The organism is Streptomyces sp. NBC_00582, assembly GCF_036345155.1.
In the GTDB taxonomy this organism is placed as follows: domain Bacteria; phylum Actinomycetota; class Actinomycetes; order Streptomycetales; family Streptomycetaceae; genus Streptomyces.
The window spans coordinates 10,303,587-10,330,032 of sequence record NZ_CP107772.1 but is presented as its reverse complement, the minus strand read 5'-3'; the positions used below and the strand labels follow the sequence as shown (position 1 = coordinate 10,330,032).

Here is a 26,446-nt window from a genome sequence, read left to right as displayed (position 1 = left end):
GGAGGTGCAAGTCGTCAATTCGTGGGCGGCGGCGCCAGGACCCGCCTGAGGACATCCAGTACGCCGGGATCCTCGATCGTGGACGGTGTCGGTTCCACCCGGCCGTCGGCGATGGCCCGCAGCGACTTGCGCAGGATCTTTCCGGAGCGGGTCTTCGGCAGGGCATCCACGATCGACACCTCCTTGAATGCGGCCACGGGTCCGATGTCCCGTCGTACGGCCGCGACCAGCTCGGCGCGGAGCGTGTCCGGCTCGACGTCCGCGCCGGCCTTGAGGACCACCAGGCCATGGGGGACCTGGCCCTTGAGTGCGTCGTGGACACCGATCACCGCGCACTCGGCGACCGCCGGGTGTTCCCCGAGGACCGCTTCCATGGAACCGGTGGACAGGCGGTGGCCGGCCACGTTGATCACGTCGTCGGTGCGGCCCATGACGAACAGGTAGCCGTCCTCGTCGATGTATCCGCCGTCTCCGGTGCTGTAGTGGCCGGGGAAGCGGGACAGGTACGACTCGACGTAGCGGTCGTCGTCTCCCCAGAGAGTCAGCAGGGTGCCCGGGGGCAGGGGGAGCCTGAGGCAGATGGCGCCCTCGGTGCGCGGCGGCAGGACCTCGCCGGAGGGGCTGAGGATCTCGACGTCGTATCCCGGCATCGGCACCGTCGGTGACCCGGGCTTGATCGGGAGTTCCTGAAGTCCTCGCGGGTTGGCCGCCACCGCCCACCCGGTCTCGGTCTGCCACCAGTGGTCAACCACCGGCACACCCAGGATCGACGACGCCCAGCGGTAGGTCTCCGGGTCGAGCCGCTCCCCCGCGAGGAACAGCGCCGTGAAACCGGAGAGGTCGTACTTGGCGACTTCGCCTCCCTGGGGGTCGAGCCTCTTGATCGCCCGGATTCCCGTGGGGGCCGTGAAGAGTGCCTTGACGCCGTACTGGGAGATCACGCGCCAGAAGGCTCCGGCATCCGGTGTGCCGACCGGCTTGCCCTCGTAGAGGACGGTGGTGGCACCGACCAGCAGGGGCCCGTAGACGATGTACGAGTGGCCGACGACCCAGCCGACGTCGGAGGCGCTCCACCACACGTCGCCGGGGCCGATGTCGTAGATGTTCTTCATCGACCAGGTCAGGGCCACGGCGTGGCCGCCGTTGTCGCGGACCACTCCCTTGGGCCGACCGGTCGTACCGGAGGTGTACAGCACGTACAGCGGGTCGGTGGCCGCCACGTCGACGCACGGGGCGGGACGGGCATTCGCCATCAGCGCGTCCCAGTCGTGGTCCCGCGGACCCAGGTCCGCGCGCAGGCGCTCACGCTGCAGCACCACGACGGAGGTGGGCGGGTGGTCCGAGGCGGCGATCGCCTCGTCCACGATCGGCTTGTAGGCGATCACCCGGCCGGGCTCGATCCCGCAGGAGGCGGTGACCAGGATCTTGGGAGCGGCGTCGGTGATGCGCGCGGCGAGTTCCCTGGGCGCGAACCCGCCGAAGACGACCGAGTGCACCGCGCCCAGCCGGGCGCAGGCGAGCATCGCGACGACCGCCTGCGGGATCATCGGCATGTAGACGACCACCCGGTCGCCCTTGCCGACACCTTGGTCGCGCAGGACTCCGGCGAACCGTGCGACCTCGTCCCGGAGTTCGGCGTAGGTGTATGCCGCCGTGGCGCCGGTGACGGGGGAATCGTAGCGGAGGGCCGGCCGTTCGCCGTGCCCGGCCTCGACGTGCCGGTCCAGCGCGTTGTAACAGGTGTTCAGCTCCCCGTCGGGGAACCAGCGGTAGAACGGTGGGCGGCTGTCGTCCAGCGCCCTTCGCGGTGTACGTGACCAGGTGACGGCGTGTGCGGCATCGAGCCAGAACCGCTGCGGGTCCTTGAGGCTTGCTGCGTAGCTGTCGGCATACGCGTCCATGAATGACTCCCTGTGCTGTCCGTACTGCCCGTGCTTCCTCAGGCCGGTGGGGCGAGCTCGTCGTCGGTGAGTACGCGCGAGCGGATCAGGAAGCGGACACCCTTGGGGGCTTCCAGCGAGAATCCGCCGCCCCGGCCGGGGACCACGTCGATGGTCAGGTGCGTGTGCTTCCAGTATTCGAACTGCGCGGCCGACATCCACACCGGGATCGGGGTGTCGAGCCCGTCCACGTCGAGGTCGCCCAGGTGCACGTCCGAGAGACCGGTGCGGAACTCCCCGGCCAGGTAGCACATGGGTGCGCTCCCGTCGCAGCAGCCGCCGGACTGGTGGAACATCAACGGTCCGTGCTCTCCGGCCAGCTCCCGCAGGAGCCGGCCGGCGGCAGCGGTGAGATCGGCTCTCCGGATCGGCATGGTCAGAAGAAGCCCAGCGCGTTCGGCGAGTAGGAGGCGAGGACGTTCTTGGTCTGCTGGTAGTGCTCCAGCATCATCTTGTGCGTCTCGCGGCCGATGCCCGACTGCTTGTAGCCGCCGAAGGCGGCGTGCGCGGGGTAGGCGTGGTAGCAGTTCGTCCACACCCGGCCGGCCTGGATCTCCCGGGCCGCGCGGTGGGCGGTGTTGTTGTCGCGCGTCCACACCCCCGCCCCGAGGCCGTACAGCGTGTCGTTGGCGGTCTTGACGGCGTCGGCGTAGTCGTCGAACCGGGTCACCGCGACGACCGGGCCGAAGATCTCCTCTTGGAAGACCCGCATCTTGTTGTCGCCCTCGAAGACGGTCGGCTGGATGTAGTAACCCCCGGAGAGCTCTCCGCCGAGGTCGGCCTGCTCGCCGCCGGTGAGGACCTTGGCGCCCTCCTTCCGGCCGATGTCGATGTAGGAGAGGATCTTCTCGAACTGGTCGTTGGACGCCTGTGCGCCGATCATCGTCTCGGTGTCCAGGGGGTGGCCCTGCTGGATACGGCCGACCCGCTCGATCCCGTCGGCGAGGAACTGCTCGTACATCGAGGACTGGATCAGCGCTCGCGACGGGCAGGTGCACACCTCTCCCTGGTTCAGCGCGAACATCGCGAAGCCCTCGAGGGCCTTGTCGTAGAAGTCGTCCCGGGTGGCGGCCACGTCCGCGAAGAAGACGTTGGGGCTCTTGCCGCCGAGTTCCAGGGTGACCGGGATGATGTTCTCGCTGGCGTACTGCATGATGAGCCGGCCGGTGGTGGTCTCGCCCGTGAAGGCCACCTTGCGGATCCCCCTGTGCTGCGCGAGGGGCTTTCCGGTCTCGACGCCGAATCCGGTGACCACGTTGAGCACGCCGGGCGGGAGCAGGTCGGCGATGAGGTCGAGCAGCACGTGGATGGAGGCGGGGGTCTGCTCGGCCGGCTTCAGTACGACGGTGTTGCCGGCGGCCAGAGCGGGGGCGACCTTCCAGGTGGCCATGAGGATCGGGAAGTTCCAGGGGATGATCTGCGCCACCGGGCCCAGTGGCTCGTGGAAGTGGTAGGCCACCGTGTCGGCGTCGATCTGGGAGATCCCGCCCTCCTGCGCCCGGATGGCCGCGGCGAAGTACCGGAAGTGGTCGATGGCCAGCGGGATGTCGGCGGCGAGGGTCTCGCGGACCGGCTTGCCGTTGTCCCACGACTCGGCGACGGCCAGGGCTTCCAGGTGCTGCTCCATCCGGTCGGCGATCCGGTTGAGGATCAGCGCTCGTTCGGCCGGGGACGTGCGGCCCCAGGAGGCCGCGGCGCCCTCGGCCGCCGCGACCGCGCGGTCGACGTCGTCAGCGGTGCCGCGGGCGACCTCGGTGAAGACCGCGCCGGTGACCGGGGTGGGGTTCTCGAAGTACTCGCCCTTGGCCGGCGCGACGTACTCGCCGCCGATGAAGTGGTCGTAGCGCGGCTTGAACGCCACCACGCTCTGGGGTGCGCCGGGCGCTGCGTACTGGGGCATGGCACGGCCCTCCTGTCATGACTCTGGCACTCTGCGCGAGGCAGAGGGAAACGGGGGGATGGGTGGTGGTGCCCGGGGATCGGCCGGTCAGCCGACCGCGGGGACCTCGTCCGGGACGTCGCCGCCGTGCACGTTCTGCGCCTCGCCCGCGGCCGCCGCGAGATTGCGGCTGATGTAGAGGGAATAGGCGACGGCGGCAGCGATGACGACCGCCGGCAGGACGAAGCGGTCGTGGAACAGGCCCAGGTCCTTCATCGGGATGTTCACGACCACCGACGCGACGAAGATGACCGCGGCGGGTGCGTCGACGTAGCCGTGTCCGAAGTTGTTGATGGTGCGGGAGATGAACTCTCCCCCGAAGGCTCCGAGGATGCCGAAGGCGATGCCCCACAGGATGCTGATGCTGCTGTGGGTGACCGCGTAGCTCTGGACCACGGCCAGGCCGGCCACCATGCCCACGTGGTGGGTGACCGGGATCTGCAGTCCCGAGGCGAAGAAGAAGAAGGTGACGACGCCGATGGCCCAGGCGGGGATGATGGCCAGGCCGGCGGTGGCCGGGTTCTGCAGCATCATCCAGGCGATCCAGCCGGCCAGTCCCCCGGTGAAGATCCCCACCATGGTCAGGACGGGCGGCGTGCACTGCCAGGACAGCCAGACCGCCGGGCTGCGCACGCTGTAGCGGCCGCCGGCCGCCTTGACCTCGTCGGGCGTCCTGGCGAAGATCTCGCCGAAGCCGCAACGGCCGAAGAGCTTGCCCATGATGCAGATCAGCGTCACCGTCAGGGCGATGCTGTCGACGCGGGAGCCGAAGGCGTCGGCGAACAGGCGCTGCAGGAAGTAGCCCAGGCTGCCGAACAGGCCGCCAACGACCATGGGCGAGACCCGACCGGTGCTGATGAGAGGGGTGAGGACGTTCTTGCCGGTCTCCTCCAGGTATCCGCGCCGGCCCGCGTAGGCGGCGGCCGCGACGGCGGGGCCGAAGGACACGTGCGGTCCGAGGTAGAGCCCGAAGGCATACACCCCGAGGAAGTCGACATGCCCTGCCTGGCCGGGGGCCACGAGCAGCGCGACGAATGCGGCGAGTCCGGTGAGGGTGACGGCCCCCACGGCGCCCAGAGCGGCGGCGAAAGCGCCGGCGCAGAACGAGACCACGACACCGATGATCACTGTTTCCATGGATTCATCGCCCTTCAGGTGCGCTTCCTGATTCCGAGCGCGCTCGGAATCAGAACCCCTGCGCCGCGGCGACGGCCGGGTAGACCCGGTCGCTCAGGGCGTGGTAGGTGCCGTCGAAGATTCGGTACATGTCGTCGTAGACCTTGACGTTGGCCTCGACGGGCTCCCAGCGTCCGACCACGTGGACCATCTCGTCGACGGCTTCCTTCAGACTGCCGAAGACGCCGGTTCCGACCGCGCCGATCATCGCGGCGCCCAGGGCGGTGGCCTCCTTCGCCTTGACGGTCTCCACGGGCTTGCCGTACACGTCGGCGGAGATCTGGTTCCACAGTGGCGAGCGTGCGGCGCCGCCGGATATGCGGAAGAACTCGAAGTCGGGAAGACCGGCCTGGTTGATGGCGTCGATCATCGCGCGCATCTCGTAGCAGACGCCCTCCATCGCCGCCCGCACGATGTCGGACTTATTGTGCCCGAACGTCATGCCGACGAAGGCGCCCCGGGCATCGGCGTTGTAGAAGGGGCAGGCCGCGCCGGCCAGCCACGGGACGAAGACGAGGCCCTGCGCGCCCGGACGGGACTGGGCCGCCTGCCGGGTCAGGAGGTCGTAGCAGTCGATGCCGGTCAGCTCCTGCGCGGTCATCTCCAGCTGGCCGAACGTCTGGCGCACCCACTTGAAGCTGCTGGCCGCCGCGCTCGCGTGTCCCTCGATCTCCCACTTGTGCAGGGCCGACCCGATCACGTGGGCCTTCCTGTTGGGGTCCCGCACCGGCTGTTCGGACTGGGCCACGATGACGCCGGCCGTGCCCAGCACGAGGGAGGCCATGCCCTCGGTGATGTTGCCGAGACCGACGGCTGCGCACTGGTGGTCGCCGCTGCCGACGACCAGGGGGGTCCCCTCGGCCAGGCCGGTCTTCTCCGCCACCTCCCTGGTCACTGCGCCCGCGACGGTGCCCGACGGCACGTTCTTCGAGTACTTCGCCGCGTCGACACCGAAGATCCCGGCCAGCTTGTGGTCGTACTGGAAGGTGTCGCCGTCGACGATCTGCCACCAGCCCGCGTCGTCGGTGTCGTCGATGTAGTCGTCGGCGCCGTAGGCCTTCATGACGAGGGCGTGGATGCTGTGGATGAGGGCGGTGCGCTCGTACAGCTCCGGGTGGTGCTTCTTGACCCAGTAGATCTTCGACGAGGGCCAGACCTGCCCGAGGGGGAATCCGGTGATGTCGTAGAGGTCGTCGGCCGTCATGCCGTGCTCGGCCAACTGCTGCTCCATCCAAGGGAGCATCTCGGCGTTACGCAGGTCCTGCCACATGATGATGTCCCGGACGAAGCCGCCGTCCTCGTCGCGCAGCACGAAACTCGACCGCATCATGGTGAAGCTGACGGAGGCGATGTCCTGGGGGTCGATGCCGCTCTTGCCGATCGCCTCACGGGTGGAGTCGTAGCAGTTGTCGATGATCGCCTGCGGGCTGCACTCGACCCAGCCGGCCTGCGGGTAGCGCAGCGGGTTCTCCTTGTAGCCCGACGCTATCTCGTCGCCGCGGAGGTTGAAGATGACGGTGCGGCATCCGGTCGTGCCCGCGTCGATGCCGATCACATATCTTTTGCTGTCCACTGAGATTCCTCCTTGAATTCAGTAGATTCAGACGTGCCGCCGTCCCGAGCGGCCCGATTTGCGCTGCACCAGAATCCGGTCAGGGAATTACCGGAGATCTGCCGCGAAGTGATTCAGTTGTTGTACATGTAGCGGCCGCCAGTGACGTCCACCGAGATGCCGGTGACGTACGCGCTCTCGTCGCAGACGAGGAACATCACGGCGCCGGCCGTGTCCGAGGGCTGGGCGATCCGACCCATCGGCACGTTGCCGACCTGCTGGGCCTTCGTGGTGTCCGTGTGCGCTCCCTGGTCGGTGAGCGGGGTCTCGGTGACGCCGGGGCAGACCGCGTTGACCCGGATGCCGTCGCTGACGAAATAGCCGGCGGCGTACTTCGTGAGACCGATGAGACCCGCCTTCGACGCCACGTAGTGGGGGCCCGCCCAACTGCCGCCGCTCTTTCCGGACGTGGAGGAGATGTTGACGATGCGGCCCCCGGTGAGCTTCATGTAGGGGTGGACCTCGCGCAAGCACCGGAACGCCCCAGAGAGGTTGATGTTCATGACGAAGTCCCATTCCTCGTCGGAACATTCGGGCAGTTGCGAGAACCGGGCGACGGCCGCGCCGTTGACCAGGATCGTGATCTTCCCGGTCCGGTCGAAGACCTCCTGGAAGGCACGCTTCACGGACGGCGAGTCGGAGATGTCCATGTGCACCGCGAAGGCTTCGCCGCCGGCCTCCTGGATCTCCTTGACCGTGTTCGCGTTGGCGTCGTCGTCGATGTCCGCACAGGCCACCAGCGCGCCGTGCGCGGCGAGTTCCAGGGCCACCGCGCGGTCGATGCCGGATGCCGCGCCGGTGACCACGGCGACATCGCCCTTGAGTCGTTCGCTCCTCATGGCTCCGCCTCAGTCCCTGGTGATCTCGATGTTCGAGAAGATCTCCTCGAACAGCGGCAGTTCACGGATGATCTGGTCACCCGCGCGCGTCCCGACGATGTCCGCCCCGGCGGCCACGCAGCCCAGCGCCACGGCGGTGGTCCAGAAGCGTCCGGTCCCGGCGAGCTTGATCCTTACTCCGGAGTCCTTGAGAGTGTCGTTCATCAGTTTGATGACCGCCATGTCCGGCCCGCCCTCCCGTCCGGTGGACGACTTGACGTAGTCGCCGCCGCCCTCGGCCACGCTGTTGCAGGCCGCGACGACCTCGTCCGAGGTCAGCCGGGACACCTCGACGATGAACCGGGTCTCCCGTCCCTGGGCGGCCTTGACCAGCTCCCGGACCTCCTTGGTGACCTTGTCGTACTCGCCGTTCTTGAGCGCCCCGAACTCGATCACGGGGTCGATGAGGACGGCGCCGCGCCGGACCGCGTCCTCGACCGCGGCGACCTTGGAGGTCAGGGTGCCGGTGCCGAAGGGGTAGTCGGTCACCACGTTCGGCAGCACGTCCGTGCCCTTGAGCTCGCTGACGATGTAGTCGAGGTAGTTCGGGTTCACGCAGCACGCGTGGACGTTGTGCTCGAGGCAGACCGCCACGAGCTCCTTGATGGAGTCCAGGGTGGTGTCGGGGTGGACCAGCGATATGTCGAGCATCTTGGCGAACGACTGCGCGTCGATCTTCTTGCCGCGAATCTTGATCACGATTTCGGACCTCCCTAGAGGCTGTTCTCAGTACCACTGGATTAGATCTGTATATACAGGCAAGTACGAGATTGGACGAGAGCGTATGTGCGGCGCCTGGGCCAGTCAAGAGACTGGTTCAGGGGACTTAGGCAGAGGTGTTCAGCATGGCCGCTCCGCAGGGCGAGAGGCCGCGCTGATCGACTCGCAGGCCGCGTCGGCCACGGCCTCGGCGGTCAGGCCGAAGCCCTGGTAGAGCCGACGGTGGTTGGCAGGGGCGCCGAAGTGTTCGAGTGACACCAGTCGGCCGGCGTCTCCCACATAGCCGCGCCAGGACAACCCCACGCCCGCCTCCACGGTTGACGCGGACCCTGACCTGCGGTGGCAGGACATGGTCGCGCCATGCCGCGTCCTGCTCCTCGAACCACTCCACGCACGGCATGGACACCAATCGGGTGGGGATCCCGTCGGCCTGGAGCAGCTTGCGCGCCTCGACGGCCAGTTCCACCTCGGAGCCGGTGGCGAGGATGATGACGCGCGGTGTGGTGTCCAGTCCGTCCGGCCCATGGGCCTCCCGCATCACGTAACCGCCTCGTGCGGCGTCCTCGTCGGGCTCGTAGACCGGGACCGCCTGTCTGGTCAGAGCCAGTCCGTGCGGGGCTGGTCTCTCCCGGTGGCGGCGCAGGATCTCGCGCCAGCAGATCGCCGTCTCGTTGGCTCGGCGGCGCGGACGATGTACAGGCCGGGGACGGCCCGCAGCGCTGCCAGGTGCTCGACGGGCTGGTGTGTGGGGCCGTCCTCGCCCAGCCCGACGGAGTCATGTGTCCAGACGTAGGTGACCGGCGGTCGCATCAGGGCAGCCAGCCGCACGGCTGGGCGCACGTAGTCGGAGAAGACCAGGAAGGTGCCCCCGTAGACGCGGGTGTCCCCGTGCAGGGCGACGCCGTTCATGATCGCGGCCATGGCGTGCTCCCGGATGCCGAAATGGACCGTGCGGCCGTACGGGTTCGCCGTGGGCAGCGGGTTGTCCGCGGGGAGGAAGGAGGACGAGGCGTCGATCGTGGTGTTGTTGGAGCCGGCGAGGTCGGCCGATCGGCCCCACACGCTTGGAGACCCGGCCCGAGGCCTGGCGGGTGGCCAGCCGGGTCCCGGTTTCGAAGACCGGTGGCAACCGGTCCCAGTCCATCGGGCAATTTGCCCGCGGCCATCCGGTCGAGGGCGGACGCACGCTGCGGGTGGGCGGCCCGCCACCGGGCGAAACGGCCGTCCCACTCGGCGCGTGTCCGGCGGCCGCGGTCCGTGGCCTGCCGGGTGTGGGCGAGCACGTCCGGTCCCACCGCGAAGTGCGCCGCCGGGTCGAAGCCGAGCGCCTCCTTGGTCGCGGCGACCTCGGCCGCGCCGAGTGCCGAGCCGTGGGACGCCGCGGTGTTCTGCGCCCGCGGCGCCGGCCAGGCGATGATCGTGCGGGCGGCGACGAGGGAGGGGCGGCGGGTCTCGGCCTGGGCGGTCCGCAGCGCCGCGTACAGGGCGTGCACGTCGAGGTCGCCGCCGGGTGCCTGTTCGACATGCTGCACGTGCCAGCCGTACGACGCGTAGCGGCCGAGCACGTCCTCGCTGAACGCGGTGGCTGTGTCGCCCTCGATCGAGATGTGGTTGTCGTCGTACAGCACGACGAGGTTGCCGAGCTGCTGATGGCCGGCGAGCGAGGACGCCTCGTCCGAGACGCCCTCTTCGAGGTCGCCGTCGGAGGCGATGGCCCAGATGGTGTGGTCGAAGACGGAGTCGCCCGGGAGCGCGTCCGGGTCGAACAGGCCGCGCTCGAAGCGGGCCGCCATTGCCATGCCGACAGCTTTGGCGACACCCTGGCCGAGCGGGCCCGTCGTGGTCTCGACACCGGGCGTGTGTCCGTGCTCCGGGTGTCCGGGCGTGCGGCTTCCCCAGCTGCGGAAGGCCTTGAGATCCTCCAGTTCGAGGCCGTATCCGGCGAGGAACAGCTGGATGTAGAGCGTCAGGCTGGTGTGGCCGGGGGACAGTACGAAGCGGTCCCGGCCGGCCCAGTCGGGCTCCGCGGGGTCGTGCCGCATCAGTTTCTGGAAGAGCAGGTAGGCGGCCGGGGCCAGGCTCATCGCCGTCCCGGGGTGGCCGTTGCCCGCCTTCTGCACGGCGACCATCGCCAGGACGCGCGCGGTTTCCACGGCACGCTGGTCGATGTCGCTCCACTGCAGGTGGTCGGTGGTCGTGCGGGAGTGCACAGCTTTTTCTCCTCGGGAGTGACGGAAACGCTTTCTCCTCGGGGTGGTGCCGCGCCGCGGGCGGGTAGGCAGGCAGCCTGCCGCCCGCGGCGCGAGACCGGCCGGCTCACACGTCCGGGATGGCGTCCCATCGGGCGCGGGTGTACTGGCCTGGGTAGGGCGCCTGCGTCCACGGCATGCCGAGTTCCTGTGCGGCTCGCAGGGGCCAGGCCGCCTCCCGCAGGGCCACGCGCCCCAGGAAGACCGCATCGGCCTCACCGGCCGTCAGGACGGCCTCGGCCTGTTTGGGATCGAGGATCAGTCCGACGGCAGCGGTGGGGATCCCGTTGTCCTCGCGGATCCTGGCGGCGAGGGGGACCTGGTAGCCGCGCGTGGCGGGAATGTCGGCGGGGGCGATGCTGCCGCTGGACACGTCCACCAGATCTACGCCCCGCTCGCGCATGAGCCCCGCGAACCTGCTGGTCTGTTCGATGTCCCAGGCATCCGGCAGCCAGTCGGTCGCCGAGACGCGCACGAACAGCGGTTTGCGGTCCGGCCAGACCTTCCGGACGGCTTCGACGACTTCCAGGGGGAAGCGCACGCGTCCCTCGAAGGATCCCCCGTACTCGTCGGTCCGGTCGTTGGCCAGGGGCGAGAGGAACTCGTGCAGCAGATACCCGTGCGCGGCGTGGATCTCCAGGACGTCGGCACCCGCCCCGTGCGCGCGCCGCGCGGCGTCCGCGAACCGGGTGGCGACATCTTTCATCTCGTCCCGGGTCAGCGCCCGGGGCGCGGGACGGCCCGGGTGTTCCCTCGTGGACGGAGCCACCGTGGTCCACCCACCCCGGTCGGGGGGCAGCACGCCGGACGGCTCACCGGGAAAGCCACGCCAGGTGGAGGCCTTGCGGCCGGCATGGGAGATCTGGAAACCGAACGCCGCGCCCTGGGCGTGCACGAAGTCCACGATGCGGGCCCAGCCCTCGGCCTGCCTGTCGTTCCACAATCCGGCGTCCTGCGGCGTGATCCGACCGACGGGATCGACCGCCACGGCTTCGGACATGATGAGCCCGAAGCCGGTCTGGGCCCGTGCGCCCAGGTGGGCCAGGTGCCAGTCGTGGGGCATGCCGTCCTCCTCGACACAGGAGTACTGGCACATCGGGGAGAGCCAGATCCGGTTGCGGACGGACACACCCCGCAGGGTGCAGGGCTCGAACAGAAGCGGCATGGTCACCGGTCTCCTTGGAGGTCTGCGGCGGGCGGAACGCCGGGTGTCGTCTGACGGGGGTCGCTGTCGCGCCGGTCAGTCATGGCCGACCGGAGCCGTGGCCGCCGCGTTCATGAAGCGGCGCTGGTACGACACGACCTGGTTCGCCGAGGCGAAGCGCGCGAGGTACTCGGGCTCGGCCGTGATGACCAGCCGGTCGACGACGTCCGCGAACTCGGGATCGGTCATCAGCTTGTCGAGATCCCGGTAGTTGGCGCCCTCCATGCTGCACACGATCAGACGGGTGTCGGGCAGGTGGGACTGCTTCAGCAGGCGCAGGTTGTGCCGGACGGCGTCCAGGCCGTCCCACCCCTCCGCGTCGTTCAGGTGCCGGTAGGAGACGAGATCCTCGCCGTAGTGCAGGACGTCGATGAGTTCACGGTCGCCGCCCGAGGCGGACAAGTGGTCGGTGTCGACGAGGAACGTCCTCAACTGCTCGAGGCGGGACCTGTCCCGGGTGGCACGGTAGGAGGCGACGAGATCACGCACGTGCCTGGCCTGGGAGAGCCGGTGGCGGATGAAGCTGTTGATGAAGTACGGCTTCGCCTGCAGCGCCAGGGCGCTCTGGTACGGCTCGAACATGAGCGTGTAGTTGACGCGGTAGCCGTGCTCGCGCAGGGCCAGAGCGAGGGTGTGCGACCGGAACGCGTCCGGCGTGGACGGGGAGGCGTAGTGCGCGCCCAGCTTCCGGTCGCCGCTCATCAACTCGTGCACGTTGCCGGCGTTCACCGGGCCGGTGTGCGGGACCTTCACCACGAGCCGGTACGGCGAGAGGATCTCGCGGTACACCGCGATCTCGTCAAGGATCTTGTCGAAGTCCGGCTCGAAGGGGTTCTCGATCTCGACGCTGACGTCACAGCCGGGACCGAGGACGTCGCCGAGTTCCGTCATCACCTCCTCCAGCGTGTGGAACTTGCGCCCGACGTTCGCCTCGGGATTGTTGATGAACAGGTCGTAGACGATCCCGGGGTTGCAGGTGAGGTTGCCCAGCAGACCCGCGACGGGGGCGACCTCGTACGGGTTGGCGGAGTCCGCGGAGTACACGACACCGGTCGGCCGGCGAACGCCGTTCCCGTCGAAGCCGATGTCGCGCACGAGGTCGACCGACAACAGACCGTCGGGCTCCAGTGAGCTCTCGATCCGGAAGCCTGCCGGGATCTCCCCCTCGGGCACGCCGAACGTCCTGATGACGTCACGGAACCGGTCCGTCACCGCCACTGCGCTCGCACACCGGTTGAGCGCTTCGAAGTCCCGGCGCTCCAGAAGGAGGTTGCGAACCCGGCGGACGTCGCCCTCGTGACCGCGGGCCGCGTCCGCGGTCAGAGCGCCGAGCGTGTAGTGCACTGCGGTGCGCCCGGCACCGGCAGACCGGTAGTTGACATGGGGCATCTTCTCGCCTTCCTGCGCTACAGGAGGAGTACGCGGAGCCTCACTCCACAAGTAGATACACCTGAGCTACTGAGGCATTACCTGTATATACAGGAAAAGCTAGGTGGTCGCTCCCCGCATGTCAACCGATCGGATCCATGACGTTCGCGCACGCTCCCGTCCACACATCGAGAAGGCCGACGCCATGCGGCCCACCCGGGAGGCTTCGGATGCGGGATGCCGAGCAGCCCACAGCGGGCCGACCACAGCGGCACGAGGTCCGCCCGGCGCCCTGCCCGGGTCTGGGCTCAAGTCGCTCCCACTGCGGCATCCGGAACACGATGCCGCGACCCCATCCCGTACATCCTTGTCAAACGGGCGGCGGGCAGGTCGAGCCGGACAGCGCAACCGGGCCACGGCCAGGGCATGGAAGGCATCGGACGCGCCGTGAGAGCGGGGCGCCCGACGGCAGTCGGCCAGGGACTTCTAAGGCACGGACGAAGTGGTTCCGGGCTGCCGGCAGCCTGGCTTCCGGGCGCCGGGGGCGGTGATGCAGGCTGTTCCGCACCGCCATGAGGGTTCACCGCACCGAATGCCGCCACCCCTCGGCCGCGGGTGATCGCCTAACCGCCCGGTGACAACCTGTCAAGCCCCGGCAGCGTCCCCTCGCCCGACAGCCGGCGGGTGCCGCCGGACGGCTCACCGACAGCGTCACTCGAGCGCGCGACGCTCACTCCGGCGGGCGGTGGAACTCGAAGGTCACCTTCATCTTGTCGCCACGGAAGAGCACGTGGCAGTACTCGAACGGCCCGCCCGAGGACGTGTAGTTGGTCTCCTCAAGCTGCAGGAGGGTGAAGCCGGGTTTCACCTGGAGCAGTTGGGCGTCGCGCTCGCTGGCCAACGCCGTCTCGACGGACTCGACGACCCGCGCCGGCTTCAGACCGTAGCCCGATTCCAGCACGTCGCGCAGCTGCACACCCTCCAGGTCCTTGTCACCCAGGTCCGGGCACACACCCACGGGGATGTAGGAGAGGTGGATGCTCAGCGGTTCGCCGTGCACGGTCCGCAGCCGCTCGATCCGGTACACCGTGTCGCCTTCGCCGAGCCCCAGCTCCTTGCGCACCCGCCCCGGCGCCTCCACCTTGGAGGAGTTCAGCAGAATGGTCTTGCTGGAGATCCCCAGGTCGTCGAGCTGGCGCTGGATGCCGATCGGCAGGTGTGCCCTGTTGGCGATCTTGGGTTCGGCCACAAAGGTCCCCTTGCCGGGAACCCTGTAGACCAGCCCCTGCTGGACGAGCCTCGTGATCACCGCCCGCGCGGTCATCCGGCTCAGTCCGTACGTCGCGCTCAGCTCGTTCTCGGAGGGGATCTGCTTGTTCGGCAGCCACTCCTCGTCGGCGATTCTGTCCTTGATCGCCTCTTCCAGCTGTACATGCAGCGGCGTCGGGCTCGATCGGTCCAACATGGCGGCCCCCGTTTCGGCAACATGTATGTACAGGAACGGTCAGCATATCACCTGCTAGTGGCACGAGGGTGGGAGTTTGTCAACACCTCGGGCCGCCGCGGTCACCAGGTGGCGGTGAGCACGATCTTGCCGACCGTCCTTCCCGACAGCACCTCCAGGTGTGCCCGGCGGATGGTGTCCGCCGTGATCCCCTGAAGAGTGGTGGCCATCGTGGTGCGGATCGTCCCTGCCTCGACGAGCTCGGCGGTGCGGTCGAGCAGCCGCCGGTGCGCGGCCATGTCCTGTGTCTCGAACATGGGGCGGGTGAACATCTTGCCCCAGTGCCAGGTGACCGACTTGTCCTTCAGGGGAACGATGTCGAGCGCCGTGGGGGAATCAAGCGCGGCCACCCGGCCGAACGGTACGGCGATCTCCGCGAAAGCCTGCACGTTGCCCTCGGTGTGCGGGGCCAGGATGTAGTCCACGCCCAGGGGCGCGGCCCTCTTCACCTCCTTGACCAGGTCATGGTGGTCGGCGCCGTGGGCAAGTGCCCACGCGCGGGACTCGGGCCGGGAGGCCGTCGCGATCACTCGCAGGTTCGTCAGCCGCTTGGCGAGTTGGAGGGCGATCGAGCCGACCCACCCGCCCCGGCGAGTACCAGCAGGGTTCCCGTGCTCTCGACGGAGAGCCCGAAGTGGTCGAACAGGGCTTCCCATGCGGTGATGGTCGTCAAGGGCAACGCCGCGGGTTGCGCGAAGGTCAGACCACGCGGCATCCGGCCCACGAGCCGGGCGTCCACCGCATGGTAGGTGGCGTTCGTGCCGTCACGCGTGACGTCGCCGACGTAGTAGACCCGCTCCCCCACTGCGAACTCGGTGACATCGGCTCCGATCGCCTCGACAGTCCCTGCGGCGTCGTAGCCCAGGACCGTGGACTCCCCCTGCCCCATGCGGGCATGGAACTTCGTGTCGACGGGGTTGGCCGAGACGGCGTGGATCCGCACAAGCAGGTCGTGCGGTCGCAGCCCGGGCATCGGCAGGGTGCGGGTGAGGAACGCGTCCGGGTCCGCGGCACCGCGGCCTCCCTGCGCGACGATCCCTGTCATCGTGCCGCCCATCGCTGCCTCCATCAGATCGGCTTTGCGCGTCGGCGCCGCGCAGGCGCTCCGGCCGCCGGTCCGGACGCGGCGAAGAGGCGTGGATCATGGCGCGGTGCCGTTCGCCCCACCATGCCATGGTCACGATCGCCGCTGCGCAGCCGACCGAGCCGGTCGGCCCGGCCCGCCGCCGCGGCACCCGCGGCAGAGGAGGCAGCGCGGCCTCCGCACCCGTGCTCCAACCTGCGCGACAGGCAAGGAAGTTGGCCTCGGCGATCGCAGGTCTGCGTGCGAACTCACTTCCGCAGGAACCGACTTGGCCGACAGTCCGTGCGTGATCCCGAACGCACTGGACGCGCCGCGGAGACCCGCCGCGCCGATTCTGGTGGAGTGAGGGATTTCGAGGCCCCGAGCAACCCGACTCGGGTGCGAGCTCCTCCGGGGACTCGCGATCGAAATGAAGAGCCGATCTTGCGAGAACACGCATTCAGGACAGTATGCGCCGCCCATTGTCCAGTCTTGCGACCACCTGCCATCAGTAGCAAAATACGGGACACCGTTCCGCAATGCGACACATGTTGTAGGCCAGGGAGTAGCCCATGAGTGACAGTCCGCGCCTGAACCGTCCGGTCACCGTCCACTTCCGCGCAGACTGGGGGCAGGCGAACTTCCACCGGATCTGCGGTTGGCTGTCGCAGGAACTCGGCGACCGGTCGCCTGAGGGCTCCCGGTTCGCCGTGTGGAACGGCCGGGGCGGCACGGACCAGATCGCGGCGCTGCGCGCCAAGGAATGCGACATCACCATTGCCACGCCGACCGCGGCGCTGAGCATGCTGCAGCAGGCCGGCGAGCTGGAGGGGCTGGCCGCCCTGGGCGTCATCCCCCAGCGTGACAGGCTCGTGGTCGCGGTGGATGCCGAACTCCCCGTGTCCACCGTGGCCGACCTTGCCTCCATCGACCGCCCCCTGACGATCGCGACCTCCCAGGACGACGGGGTGAACTTGATCGGCCTGGCCACGCACAAGGCGCTGCGGCTGGCCGGCCTCGACCTGGACCGGTTCTCGTTCTTCTACGACGAGCGCCCCTTCCCGCCGATCGCCCGGTTCGCGGCAGGCAAGGCGGACGTGCTCATCCACGAAGCCATCATGACTCCGCACTGGCAGAGCATCGACCGAGTCCGTCCGGTGAAGTACCTGCCCTGGGGCGACGCCGTGCTGGACGCGTTCGACGCCGAAGGATGGGGCCGGGCTGTGGTGCCCGCCGGCTACCTTCCGGGACTGGAGAAGGACCTCACCACACTGGAGTTCTCCGACTTCGGAGTGCTGTGCCGCGAGGACCTGGCCGACGACCTCGCCTACCTGGTCACCTGGTGCATGGTCCGCACCAAGGCGGCCCTGGAGGGCCAGTACAAGCACATCCCCGCCGACTACTCCCCCGTCGGCTACCCCCTCGACCCGGCCGCGATGGCGCGCACGCCCCTGCCGTTGCACCCGGCCGCGGCACGCGCGTATGCCGACCTGGCCGACGCCGACCTCACGGCGGACGACGGCTCGGTCATCTGGAAGTGATCCAGTAACCGCGAGGTCGGGCGCACCACCAGGACTCGGCCCCGGGTCCCCGTCAGCACGCGATCTCGTCCCTCGACGTCCCGCTCAGTCGCGCACGGCCCAGCAACTCGTCCAGGACGGCCGCGTGCGGCTCGGCGGTGTTGCGCACGTGGACCTACAGCGAGGCCGGCCCGGCGTCAAGTTCCTGCGCCAGCCGACGCATGGTCACCTCGACAGCGTGGAGAGCAGCCAGGCCGTGCGCACGGGCGGCCGGATCGGCTGGATCCTGCCCGCACACAACACGGCGGCGGGCCGGGTGCTGCCGGCCGAACTGTCGACTCAAGAACTCGCTGAGCTGTCACCGCCAGACCGGCGACCGCTCCGCGCGCCCGCCTTGAGAGAACCGCGGGCACAGCTGGCCGAGGCGCGCGAACGCGGATACGCCGCCGTAAACACACCCGGCGACGCCAGCGAGATCGCCGCCCTCGTCCGGGGCAGGCGAGGCCGTCCGCGCGCCGCGCCCATCGTGACCGCCCCTCAGTCGCGGGTCCGGTCCGGACTGGATCGACGACATCGCCGACACGGTCGTACGTATGGCCAAGGGAGCTGAGCGACCGTGTCGGCTGATCGCACACCCCACGAGCGGCCGGAACTCCCCAGGGAGTCCGGCCGCTCTACGCATGCCCAAACGCAATACCTCCGGCACGACGGTTGCCGAGAGCAGCGTGTTTGGTATCACATTGACGGCCAGTGTTCCGCATGGCGCTACACATGCCTTCCCGTCCGTTGTGATCTTCGCAAAGGATCCCTGTATGTCTGCCCTTGAGCCCAGCCTTGACGAGGTCGAGAAGGCGGTAAGGGAGTCACTACGCGATGAGCCGGTCGCCGCGCTCGCCACCCTGGACGGCGACGGCTGTCCGGCCACGGCCTTCATGCACTACACGGTGGACGGGCTGCGGGTGTACATACACACCTTCACGCAACCCGCAAGTACGCCGCCGTCCTCAGGGGCCGCCGCGTCGGCCTCTCCGTGCTTCCGGTCTCCCGGGGGATTCGACGAGCGCGGAGAGAGCCGCTCGACCCAGATCAAGGGGCATGCCCGGGCGGTCACCGAAGCCGGGAAGATCGCTCACGCGGTGAGCGTGATGCGCGCTCGGTCCGCCGAACCGGCCCAGGACTCGCTGCTGAACAACATCAAGCCGCCCGCGGCCGGCGGCCAGCAGGTCTTTGCTGCGCGTGGACCCGGTCAAGGCTCTGTGGGCCGACCACCGAGTGCGACTGCGGTGGCGCAGGGTGCTCGACTTCAGCGACGACGGCACTCGGCTCACCAGTATGCGCCCGTACAACACCGTCATCGGACGAAGGAAGGCACAGTCGTGAGCGCAACCGCCCTGTCGGCGTCCCGGACGATCCCGGCCCCGGACCCGGACATCGAACCGCTGAAGGCGAACGCCTTCGAGCGCATGGCCAAGGGCGCCGCGCGTTGATGCCGCTGTTCCCCTATGACGACCTCACATCACCCTGACCAGCGGCAACATGCTCAACAGCCTGAAAGGGTGCGGATTCGACCCGGATTCGCCCCGGGCCCCAGACTCCAAAACGAACAGTAGTTGACTGCAGTGATGCTGATTCTTGCCGCTGTACCGAGCATCCACCAAAAGAGGAGTAACACAATTAAAACTAAGTGGACATTATCGGGCGATTAACGTCACGCTGCGAGTAGTCCCACTCGCCGTCGCCGCCACGCGGGGCGACCGCGCCCCGCCGACAGGGACTGGAAACCCCCATGCCTCACATGACCGCCTTCGCCAGGAAGCAGTGGTTCTCGGCAGGTGCCGTCAGCGAGACGCCCTCGCCAGTGATCAGTTCCAGCGCCTGCTGCAGGGCGCACCATCAGTGCAGCCAGAGCGGGTCAACGAGAAACATCTCGTACATGTACTTCCGAATTCAACCGCCGCCTGAGTCTCCACTACAGACCGGCGTCGGACCACCTTTTACACCCGGAATGCCTGAATCTGCTGCATGACCGGTGGGACAGGGACGACAATACGCGGACCCGAATTCGACCCGGATTCGACCCGGACAGTTTGTTCAGCGAGAAAACATGGCCTCTGACCTGCGAAAATAAAGAGCAGCAGACGAGTCGGGCTGTACGCCGGGTACCGGCTTGCCACTGGCCAGCGGCGAGGAGCCGTTCAACGACTCCTCGGCGCTGGGCGGCGGTGACCGCGGTCGCATCGTCCGCCGGGCCGAGCCGTACCGCGTTCAGGATCGCGGTCCAAGACGTGGCGCCCGGCTCCAGAACGGCCACGAAGGAGTAGAGCCAGCCCGGGATGAACTGCGACGCCGTCTTCGCACGGCCGGAGACATGGCAGAACAGGCGCTCCGCCGAGCACGGCGCGTCCGAGCGAAGCCACGGCGACACGTCGACTGCCAGGACCAGACGCCCGCCATCGAAACGCGGCAGAGGCAGGCCGGCCAGCACCATCCGCAGCCGGTCGACATCGAGTTGGCCGGGGTTCAGGCCGCCGCACATCGCTCCGTGCCCACGCCAATGCTCGGGCAACAGCGTCAAGTCCACCGGGGACTTCACCGCACCGTCCGCACACAGCACCGCGTCTGCCAGCTCGAACAACTCGTCGCGCCGGGCGGTCAGACACTCGTAGAACTCTCCCCGGAAGCGTGACGCTTCCGCGAACGCTTCCCTCCGAACTGCATCAGGCAGCAGACTCTCCCTAACCGCCTTCGTCTTGGTCACGTGCACCTTGGTCGGAGCACATGATCAGACGAAGGCAGGCCGCCCCCATGTCCGGCGAACCCCCAGGTGAGCGACCCGGTTCGAGACACCATTCGAGGCCGGAAGAACAGAACAAGCTCAGCGTTTGCGCATAGCGGAGCATCGCGGACCCCACCAGCAGAAGCTGGCGGGAATCCGACCTGCGACATCGACAGCATCGACTGACACAGGCCCGTCAGTCAGGCAGGACCGGCATCATGTCGTGGTCGGGGTGGGTGTGCTTCCAGCAGCCGGTCGTCCAGGTGGACGAAAACGGGCGCGCCGGTGGCCTCGGCGAGGGCGGGAGCCGCGTTGATGTGGTCGTTGTGGGCATGGGTACACACAATGGCGGTCAGACGGCGGTCTCCGACGGCACGGGCGATCGCCTCCGCGTCGTGGGCGGCGTCGATGACGACCGCCTCGTGGTCGTCGCCGACGATCCAGACGTTGTTGTCGACGTTCCAGGTGCCGCCGTCCATGCTGAAGGTGCCCGAGGTGATGACGTGCTCGATGCGGACGCCTGTCATCACAACATCACCACCGAACGCAGGACGTCGCCCCGGTGCATATGGGCGAAGGCGTCCTCGACCTCGTCCAGGGCGATAGTCTCGGTGACGAAGGCGTCCAGGTCCAGCCGGCCCTGCAGGTAGAGGTCGATGGGCATCGGGAAGTCGCGGGAGGGCAGGCAGTCGCCGTACCAGGATGACCTCAGGGCTCCGCCGCGGCCGAAGACGTCCAGCAGCGGCAGTTCGAGCGTCATCTCCGGGGTGGGCGCCCCGACCAGGACCACCGTGCCGGCGAGGTCGCGGGCGTAGAAGGCCTGCCGGTAGGTTTCCGGTCGGCCGACGGCCTCGATGACGGTGTCGGCGCCGAACCCGCCGGTCAGCTCGCGGACAGCCTCGACCGGGTCGGTCTCCTTGGAGTTGACGGTGTGGGTGGCGCCCAGCCTCTTGGCGGTGGCCAGCTTGCGGTCGTCGACGTCGACGGCGATGACCTTGGCCGCACCGGCCAGGTGGGACCCGACGATCGCGGCATCCCCGACGCCACCGCAGCCGATGACGGCCACCGTGTCCCCTCGGCCGACGTCGCCGGTGTTGATCGCCGCGCCGATGCCGGCCATCACCCCGCAGCCGAGCAGACCGGCCGCAGCCGGTGAGGCGGCCGGGTCGACCTTCGTGCACTAGCCCGGCGGCGACCAGCGTCTTCTCGGCGAAGGCTCCGATACCGAGGGCGGGCGAGGGCTCGGTGCCGTTCAGGAGAGTAATCTTCTGCGCGGCGTTGTGGGTGTCGAAGCAGTGCTGGGGGCGTCCGCGCCGACAGGCGCGGCAGCGGCGGCCGCACACGGCGCGCCAGTTGAGGATGACGAAGTCGCCGGGTTCGACGTCCGTCACTCCGGGCCGACTTCTTCGACGACGCCGGCCGCCTCGTGCCCGAGGAGGAAGGGGAAGTCGTCGTTGACACCCCCGTCGCGGTAGTGCAGGTCGGTGTGGCAGACACCGCACGCCTGGACTTTCACCACTGCTTCTCCCGGGCCCGGGTCGGGCACGACGATCGTCTCGACGGCTACCGGCTCGCCTTTGGCGCGGGCGACGGCGCCGCGTACGTGGTGGGGCATGGAGGTGGTCCTCTCGCTGTGCGATGTGGGTGGGTGGGACGGGGGGCGGTTGCCGAGGTCACCTTGCGGGCCGCACGGTGACGGGGAGCGCTGCCCAGGAGCGCAGGGTGTTGTTGAGATGGCGGCGGGGTTCGCCGGTGAGCTCGATGCGTTCCACGCGGCGGGCGAGGGCGGTCAGCAGGGCCTCGGCCTCCAGGCGGGCGACGTGCTGGCCGACGCACTGGTGGATGCCCATGCCGAAGCCGACATGGCCGGAGGGGTCCCGGGTGAGGTCGAAGCGGTCTGCATCGAGCCAGCGGGCCGGGTCGCGGTTGGCGGCGCCGAGGAACATGAGGATCTTCGTGCCCTCGGGGATGACGGCGCCGGCGATGGTGACGTCGGTGGTGGCGGTACGGAAGAAGGTCTGCACGGGTGACTGCCAGCGCACCGCTTCGTCGAACGCCACACGTGCCGACTCGGGTCGTTCGCGCAGTCGTTGCCACTGGTCGGGATGGGTGGCGAAGGCGTAGAGGGTGGCGGCGAGGCCGTGGACGGTGGTGTCGACGCCGGCGGTGAGCAGGGAGCGCACCACCAGGGGTGCCTGGGTGTGCGTGAGGTCGCCGCGGTCGGCGGCGGCCCAGATCCGGGAGCCGAAACCGTCCTCGCTCAGCGCCTCGCGGGCGCACTGGGCGTTCACCCAGGCCGACAACTCGGCCCCCCTGGCGGCGTCGGCCTTCACGAGGTCGTTGGCCGGCCCGAAGGCGTTGAAGGCCATGTTGCCGTAAGGCAGAAGGTTGTCCCGTCCCTCGGGCCCCAGTCCGACGGCGTCGGGGAACACACGGAGCGGAAACGCACTGGCCAGGTCCGTGAATGCGTCGAACTGCCTGCCCCGGTCGGCCAGTACGGTGTCGACCAGTTCCTCGGCGACCGTCTGCCACGTCGCGCGCAGTTGCCGCAGGGCGGGTGGTGCGAGGATCTCGCGCAGGACACGGCGCGGGGCGTCGTGGTGCGGCGGGTCGGCTTCCAGCAGCAGGCTCGGCGGCCGCCAGGGTTTCTCGTGACGGAAGTTGGCCAGTCCGACGCCTGCGGCGGACTGGAACGCCTGCCAGTCGACCAGGGCGCCGTGCACCTCGCGGTAGCGGGCCAGCGCGTACACGTTGTAGTGGGTCAGGTGGACGACGGGACCGGCTTGCCGCAACTGCTGGTGCAGCGGCTCGGGTCGAGTCAGATGTTCGGCGGCGAAGGGGTCCGCGTCACTCGTGGGGAGCGGGACGGCGGGGGCCGGTGCGTGGGTCATGGCGGCTCCAAGCGGAAGCGGGCACGGGGCACGGGGGCATGTCTGCGGGTGCGGCTCAGAGGTCGAGGACGAGGCGGTCACCGCGGGAGCGGGATACGCACGGGAGCATGCAGTCGTTCGCGTCCCGTTCGTGGTCGGTGAGGATCGAGTCCCGGTGATCGGGCGTCCCTTCCAGCACCGGCGTGAGGCAGGTGCCGCAGGTGCCCTGCTCGCAGGAGGACAGGACGTCGGCTCCCACCTGTCGTACGGCGTACAGGACGGAGGTGTCCGGCATGACCGTCACGGTGCGGCCCGTGCGGCGCAGCTCCACCTCGAAGGCAGTCTGATGGACGGGCTCCGGCAGGGCGGCGGCGTTGAAGCGCTCGGTGCGCAGGCTGTACGACGGCCAGGCGACGCAGGCCTGCTCGACGGCCGCCAGCAGCGGCGCCGGTCCGCAGCAGTAGACCTTGGTGCCGGGATCCGGGGTGTCCAGCCACGGCGCCAGGTCCAGCAGGCCGCACTCGTCCTGGGGGCTGATGTGCACTCGGTCGCCGTGGGCGGCCGACAGTTCCTCGCGGAACGCCATCGAGGCACGGCTGCGGCCTCCGTACAGCAACTGCCAGTCGGCGCCGATCAGTTCAGCCTGGTGGATCATGGGCAGCAGGGGGGTGATGCCGATGCCGCCCGCGATGAACAGGTACCGGTCGGCCGGAACCAGCGGGAAGTGGTTGCGCGGCCCGCCGACGCCGACCAGGTCACCCGGCGCGAGCCGGTCGTGCACGTACGCCGAGCCGCCACGCCCGGCCGGCTCGCGCAGGACCGCGATGCGGTAGGTGTACGGGTCCCACCGGTCACCGCACAGGGAGTACTGCCGGCCCGTCCCTTCCGGCAGGACCAGGTCGATGTGCGAGCCAGGGGTCCAGTCCGGCAGCCGCGCGCCGTCCGGGTGGGCGAGAGTGAGAGATACGACGCCGTCGGCGATCGTGTCTTTGGCACGGATCTCCAATGTCACCCTGGAGAGGGCGGGTTGGGGAACCCGGAGCAGGCTGTCTGCGACCACGATGTCGCCTCCCGTCTGTGGACTGCAGGCAGGATGCTCAGGGCCGGGGCCGTCTCGCGACGGCATTCTCATTCAGTGAGAGACGAATGCGAGAGACGAATTTCGTGCGGATGTCACACGGATGTCGCGCCACCGTCGCGTGACCGCCCGCAGCCCCGTCGTCACGTGCTGCCCAGGGCGCGCGAGATGCCGCGGGCGGCGGTCCGTACGACGGGGACGACCGCTTGGGCGCCCGCGTCGTTGGGCACGATGACGGCCAGGGCCGCCATCACCGTGCCGTCGCCGCCGCGCACGGGGGCGGCGATCCCGAGGGCCTCTTCGTGGACGTAGCCGGGGCAGTAGGCGTATCCCTGCTGCCGGACGTCGGCCAGGATCGCCCGTAGCTGTGCCGGGGTGGCCGGAGTGTGGGGGGTGTAGGTGGTGAGGGGGCCGGCGAGGATGCGTTCCCTCAGAGAGACAGGGCCGTGGGCCAGCAGCACCAGGCCGCTGGAGGAGGCGTGCAGGGGCAGCCGGCCGGCGACCCGGGTGTAGTTGATCACCGCGCTGGGTGCCGAGAGGCGCTCCAGGAACAGCACGTCGTCGCCGTCGCGCACGCCCAGCTGCACGTGGTGGCCGACGACGTCGTGCACGCCTTCCATGAACGGCATCGCGGTATCCCTCAGCGAGAGCGTCGGCGAAGCGCGTGTCACCAGCTCCCACAGTCGCACACCGATCCGCACCCTACGGTCGTCGTCCCGGCTGAGGAAGCCGTGCGCCACCAGCTCGGCCACGAGCCGGGAGGCCGTCGCCACGTGCAGCCCGCTGCGGCGGGCGATCTCCGAGACGGTCAGCGCCGGCTCGTCCTGGCTGAAGGCCTCCAGGATGCGAGCCGCCCGGGAGAGGACCGACTCGTGGTGGGGTGTCTTCATGCTCCGTGTTCCGGTGTTCGGGGCATGCGCCGCCGGGAGACCAGCATGGCATTCGCTCTCCGGCACGCAAGGCCGTCCCGTGCAGCTGGAGGTTCGCGGCGTATCGGAGCCGAAACGGGATCTTCGCCAGGGCTAGGGTCCTTCTGATGGATCTCCGTGGGAGAAGGAGCGGCGTTCGGTGCGTGCTCTCGGTGTGCCGGGCGGAAGCCCTCGTAGCGGAGCTACTAGGGCTTTTGTCCGGTGCGGCGAGCGGGCGTGCCGGGCGTCGCGACGCCGCGGAGATCCGTCAGAAGGGCCCTAGTGACCTGAGTCAGAGATTCGTCGTTAGTCGGGCATGAGTCGTCCGGGTCCGAAGATTCCGCCGTTGTCAGTAACTGATGCCCAGCGGGCGGTGCTGGACGGTTGGTTACGTCGCCGTACGACGGCTCAGGCGTTGGCTCAGCGGTCGCGGATCGTGCTGGAGTGCGCCGAAGGCCACTCGATCATGGAGGTGTCCCGCCGGCTGCGGATCGCTCCGGACACGGTCCGCACCTGGCGGCGCCGCTTCATCGAGCGGGGGCTGGACGGCTTGTGCGACGACCCGCGGCCCGGCGTCCCCCGTAAGATCACCGATGCCGACGTCGAGCGGGTCATCGTCAAGACGCTCGAGGAGACGCCGAAGAACGCGACCCACTGGTCGACGAGGTCGATGGCCGCGGCCACGGGAATGTCGCAGTCGACGGTGTCACGGATATGGCGGGCGTTCGCTCTGGCCCCGCACCGGTCGCAGACGTTCAAGCTGTCCACCGACCCGCTGTTCATCGACAAGGTTCGCGACGTCGTCGGTCTGTATCTCGATCCGCCGGAGAAGGCCCTGGTCCTTTGTGTGGACGAGAAGTCGCAGATCCAGGCCCTGGACCGATCCCAGCCGGTCCTGCCGATGGTGCCAGGAGTTCCCGAACGACGCAGCCACGACTACGTCCGGGCCGGCACCACGACCCTCTTCGCCGCTCTCGAGGTCGCCACCGGCAAGGTCATCGGCTCCCTCCACCGCCGCCACCGGGCAGCGGAGTTCAAGAAGTTCCTCGCGAAGCTCGACAAGGAAGTCCCGGCTGATCTGCAGGTTCATCTGATCCTGGACAACTACGCGACCCACAAGACGCCCGACATCAAGCGGTGGCTGCTATCCCATCCGCGGTTCCACCTGCACTTCACGCCGACCAGCGCATCCTGGCTGAACCTGGTCGAGCGGTGGTTCGCCGAGCTGACCCAGAAGAAGCTCAAGCGCGGCGTCCACCGCTCCGTCCAAGCCCTCGAACGCGACATCCGCAGCTGGCTCGCCGACTGGAACGAACACCCGAGGCCGTTCATCTGGACCAAGTCCGCCGACGAGATCCTCGACAAAGTAGCCGCCTACTGCCGCCGAATCTCTGACTCAGGTCACTAGGGGTCCGGCGCGAGACGCCGAGGGCTTGGAGGGTGACCAGGCCGCGCCGGTTCCTGCCGCAGCGGCCGGACAGCTCACGCCTGTGCCGTCGCCCTCGACGGCGCTGTCGGACTTCGGGACGACGGCCGGTTCCTTGGATTCGCAGTGCGCGCCGGAGCCGAGCGGGTCTGTCTGCCGGTGGTGTCGTCACGCGCAGGACGAAGGGAGTTGACGGTTGACGGTGCGTCGCGCCG

Annotated in this window: 20 protein-coding genes and 4 pseudogenes; 4 read left to right on the top strand and 20 right to left on the bottom strand. The window is 68.8% G+C overall.

All coding sequences use genetic code 11. From position 1 onward, the window contains the following. Positions 1 to 14: 14 nt before the first annotated feature. The 13 genes and pseudogenes from OG852_RS46955 to OG852_RS46895 form a co-directional block, all read right to left on the bottom strand. Positions 15 to 1,901: a propionyl-CoA synthetase gene (locus tag OG852_RS46955; protein ID WP_330351178.1), complete on the bottom strand. Its 1,887-nt coding sequence runs from the start codon at positions 1,899 to 1,901 to the stop codon at positions 15 to 17. Positions 1,902 to 1,939: 38 nt separating this feature from the next. Then, positions 1,940 to 2,314, bottom strand: coding sequence for a DUF779 domain-containing protein (locus OG852_RS46950; RefSeq protein WP_330351177.1), 375 nt, complete (start codon positions 2,312 to 2,314; stop codon positions 1,940 to 1,942). A gap of 2 nt (positions 2,315 to 2,316) precedes the next feature. Then, positions 2,317 to 3,840, bottom strand: a complete 1,524-nt coding sequence (gene exaC, locus OG852_RS46945; RefSeq protein ID WP_330351176.1) for an acetaldehyde dehydrogenase ExaC — start codon at positions 3,838 to 3,840, stop codon at positions 2,317 to 2,319. Positions 3,841 to 3,927: 87 nt separating this feature from the next. Continuing rightward, on the bottom strand, positions 3,928 to 5,016 hold the full coding sequence (locus OG852_RS46940; protein ID WP_330351175.1) for a hypothetical protein: 1,089 nt from the start codon (positions 5,014 to 5,016) through the stop codon (positions 3,928 to 3,930). Positions 5,017 to 5,065: 49 nt separating this feature from the next. Continuing rightward, on the bottom strand, positions 5,066 to 6,628 hold the full coding sequence (locus OG852_RS46935; protein WP_330351174.1) for an FGGY-family carbohydrate kinase: 1,563 nt from the start codon (positions 6,626 to 6,628) through the stop codon (positions 5,066 to 5,068). A 113-nt stretch (positions 6,629 to 6,741) separates the two neighbouring features. Further along, the gene (locus tag OG852_RS46930; protein WP_330351173.1) at positions 6,742 to 7,506 is read right to left on the bottom strand and encodes an SDR family NAD(P)-dependent oxidoreductase; all 765 of its coding nucleotides are present in this window, start codon (positions 7,504 to 7,506) and stop codon (positions 6,742 to 6,744) included. A 9-nt stretch (positions 7,507 to 7,515) separates the two neighbouring features. Then, entirely contained in the window at positions 7,516 to 8,244 is a 729-nt protein-coding gene (gene deoC / locus OG852_RS46925) for a deoxyribose-phosphate aldolase (protein WP_330351172.1), read from the bottom strand. Positions 8,245 to 8,385: 141 nt separating this feature from the next. Next, positions 8,386 to 10,475: pseudogene (gene tkt / locus OG852_RS46920) on the bottom strand (transketolase). Positions 10,476 to 10,581: 106 nt separating this feature from the next. Next, the gene (locus OG852_RS46915) at positions 10,582 to 11,679 is read right to left on the bottom strand and encodes an NADH:flavin oxidoreductase/NADH oxidase (RefSeq protein ID WP_330351171.1); all 1,098 of its coding nucleotides are present in this window, start codon (positions 11,677 to 11,679) and stop codon (positions 10,582 to 10,584) included. Positions 11,680 to 11,754: 75 nt separating this feature from the next. Next, positions 11,755 to 13,107: a hypothetical protein gene (locus OG852_RS46910; protein ID WP_330351170.1), complete on the bottom strand. Its 1,353-nt coding sequence runs from the start codon at positions 13,105 to 13,107 to the stop codon at positions 11,755 to 11,757. Positions 13,108 to 13,816: 709 nt separating this feature from the next. Continuing rightward, positions 13,817 to 14,551: a GntR family transcriptional regulator gene (locus tag OG852_RS46905; protein WP_330351169.1), complete on the bottom strand. Its 735-nt coding sequence runs from the start codon at positions 14,549 to 14,551 to the stop codon at positions 13,817 to 13,819. Between the two features lie 101 nt (positions 14,552 to 14,652). Then, positions 14,653 to 15,120, bottom strand: a complete 468-nt coding sequence (locus OG852_RS46900; protein WP_330351168.1) for a zinc-binding dehydrogenase — start codon at positions 15,118 to 15,120, stop codon at positions 14,653 to 14,655. A gap of 11 nt (positions 15,121 to 15,131) precedes the next feature. Further along, positions 15,132 to 15,647, bottom strand: coding sequence for an alcohol dehydrogenase catalytic domain-containing protein (locus OG852_RS46895; protein WP_330351167.1), 516 nt, complete (start codon positions 15,645 to 15,647; stop codon positions 15,132 to 15,134). Positions 15,648 to 16,225: 578 nt separating this feature from the next. On the opposite strand from OG852_RS46895, the gene OG852_RS46890 reads away from it, so the two are divergent. Continuing rightward, positions 16,226 to 17,194 carry a TAXI family TRAP transporter solute-binding subunit gene (locus OG852_RS46890; RefSeq protein WP_330351166.1) on the top strand — a complete coding sequence of 323 codons (969 nt, stop codon included), beginning with the start codon at positions 16,226 to 16,228 and terminating at the stop codon, positions 17,192 to 17,194. A gap of 76 nt (positions 17,195 to 17,270) precedes the next feature. Here OG852_RS46890 and OG852_RS51135 read toward each other — a convergent pair. Continuing rightward, positions 17,271 to 17,471 (bottom strand): annotated as a pseudogene (locus tag OG852_RS51135) (TetR/AcrR family transcriptional regulator); the annotation flags it as partial. Here OG852_RS51135 and OG852_RS51130 point away from each other — a divergent pair. Together OG852_RS51130 and OG852_RS46885 are read left to right on the top strand one after the other, a co-directional pair. Further along, positions 17,412 to 17,783, top strand: a complete 372-nt coding sequence (locus OG852_RS51130; protein ID WP_443064632.1) for an IclR family transcriptional regulator domain-containing protein — start codon at positions 17,412 to 17,414, stop codon at positions 17,781 to 17,783. The pseudogene OG852_RS51135 and the gene OG852_RS51130 overlap by 60 nt on opposite strands. 70 nt (positions 17,784 to 17,853) lie before the next feature. Then, positions 17,854 to 18,660, top strand: a complete 807-nt coding sequence (locus OG852_RS46885; protein WP_330351165.1) for a hypothetical protein — start codon at positions 17,854 to 17,856, stop codon at positions 18,658 to 18,660. Between the two features lie 482 nt (positions 18,661 to 19,142). Here the strand turns inward: OG852_RS46885 and OG852_RS46880 are convergent, their stop codons facing one another. The 6 genes and pseudogenes from OG852_RS46880 to OG852_RS46855 all read right to left on the bottom strand — a co-directional run bounded on the left by OG852_RS46880 (position 19,143) and on the right by OG852_RS46855 (position 24,787). Further along, positions 19,143 to 19,901 carry a transposase gene (locus tag OG852_RS46880; protein ID WP_330351625.1) on the bottom strand — a complete coding sequence of 253 codons (759 nt, stop codon included), beginning with the start codon at positions 19,899 to 19,901 and terminating at the stop codon, positions 19,143 to 19,145. Positions 19,902 to 20,169: 268 nt separating this feature from the next. Then, a pseudogene (locus OG852_RS46875) lies at positions 20,170 to 20,476 on the bottom strand (MBL fold metallo-hydrolase); the annotation flags it as partial. Next, a pseudogene (locus OG852_RS46870) lies at positions 20,476 to 21,564 on the bottom strand (S-(hydroxymethyl)mycothiol dehydrogenase). The pseudogenes OG852_RS46875 and OG852_RS46870, both read right to left, overlap by 1 nt. Before the next feature lie 58 nt (positions 21,565 to 21,622). After that, positions 21,623 to 22,840, bottom strand: a complete 1,218-nt coding sequence (locus tag OG852_RS46865) for a cytochrome P450 (protein ID WP_330351164.1) — start codon at positions 22,838 to 22,840, stop codon at positions 21,623 to 21,625. A 55-nt stretch (positions 22,841 to 22,895) separates the two neighbouring features. Beyond that, on the bottom strand, positions 22,896 to 23,879 hold the full coding sequence (locus tag OG852_RS46860) for a PDR/VanB family oxidoreductase (RefSeq protein ID WP_443064631.1): 984 nt from the start codon (positions 23,877 to 23,879) through the stop codon (positions 22,896 to 22,898). Positions 23,880 to 24,040: 161 nt separating this feature from the next. Beyond that, a complete protein-coding gene (locus tag OG852_RS46855; RefSeq protein ID WP_330351163.1) occupies positions 24,041 to 24,787 on the bottom strand; it encodes an IclR family transcriptional regulator in 747 nt (248 codons plus the stop codon). 334 nt (positions 24,788 to 25,121) lie between these two features. Between OG852_RS46855 and OG852_RS46850 the strand changes: the two genes are divergently transcribed. After that, positions 25,122 to 26,213, top strand: a complete 1,092-nt coding sequence (locus tag OG852_RS46850) for an IS630 family transposase (RefSeq protein WP_330347207.1) — start codon at positions 25,122 to 25,124, stop codon at positions 26,211 to 26,213. The last annotated feature ends 233 nt before the right edge of the window (positions 26,214 to 26,446 follow it).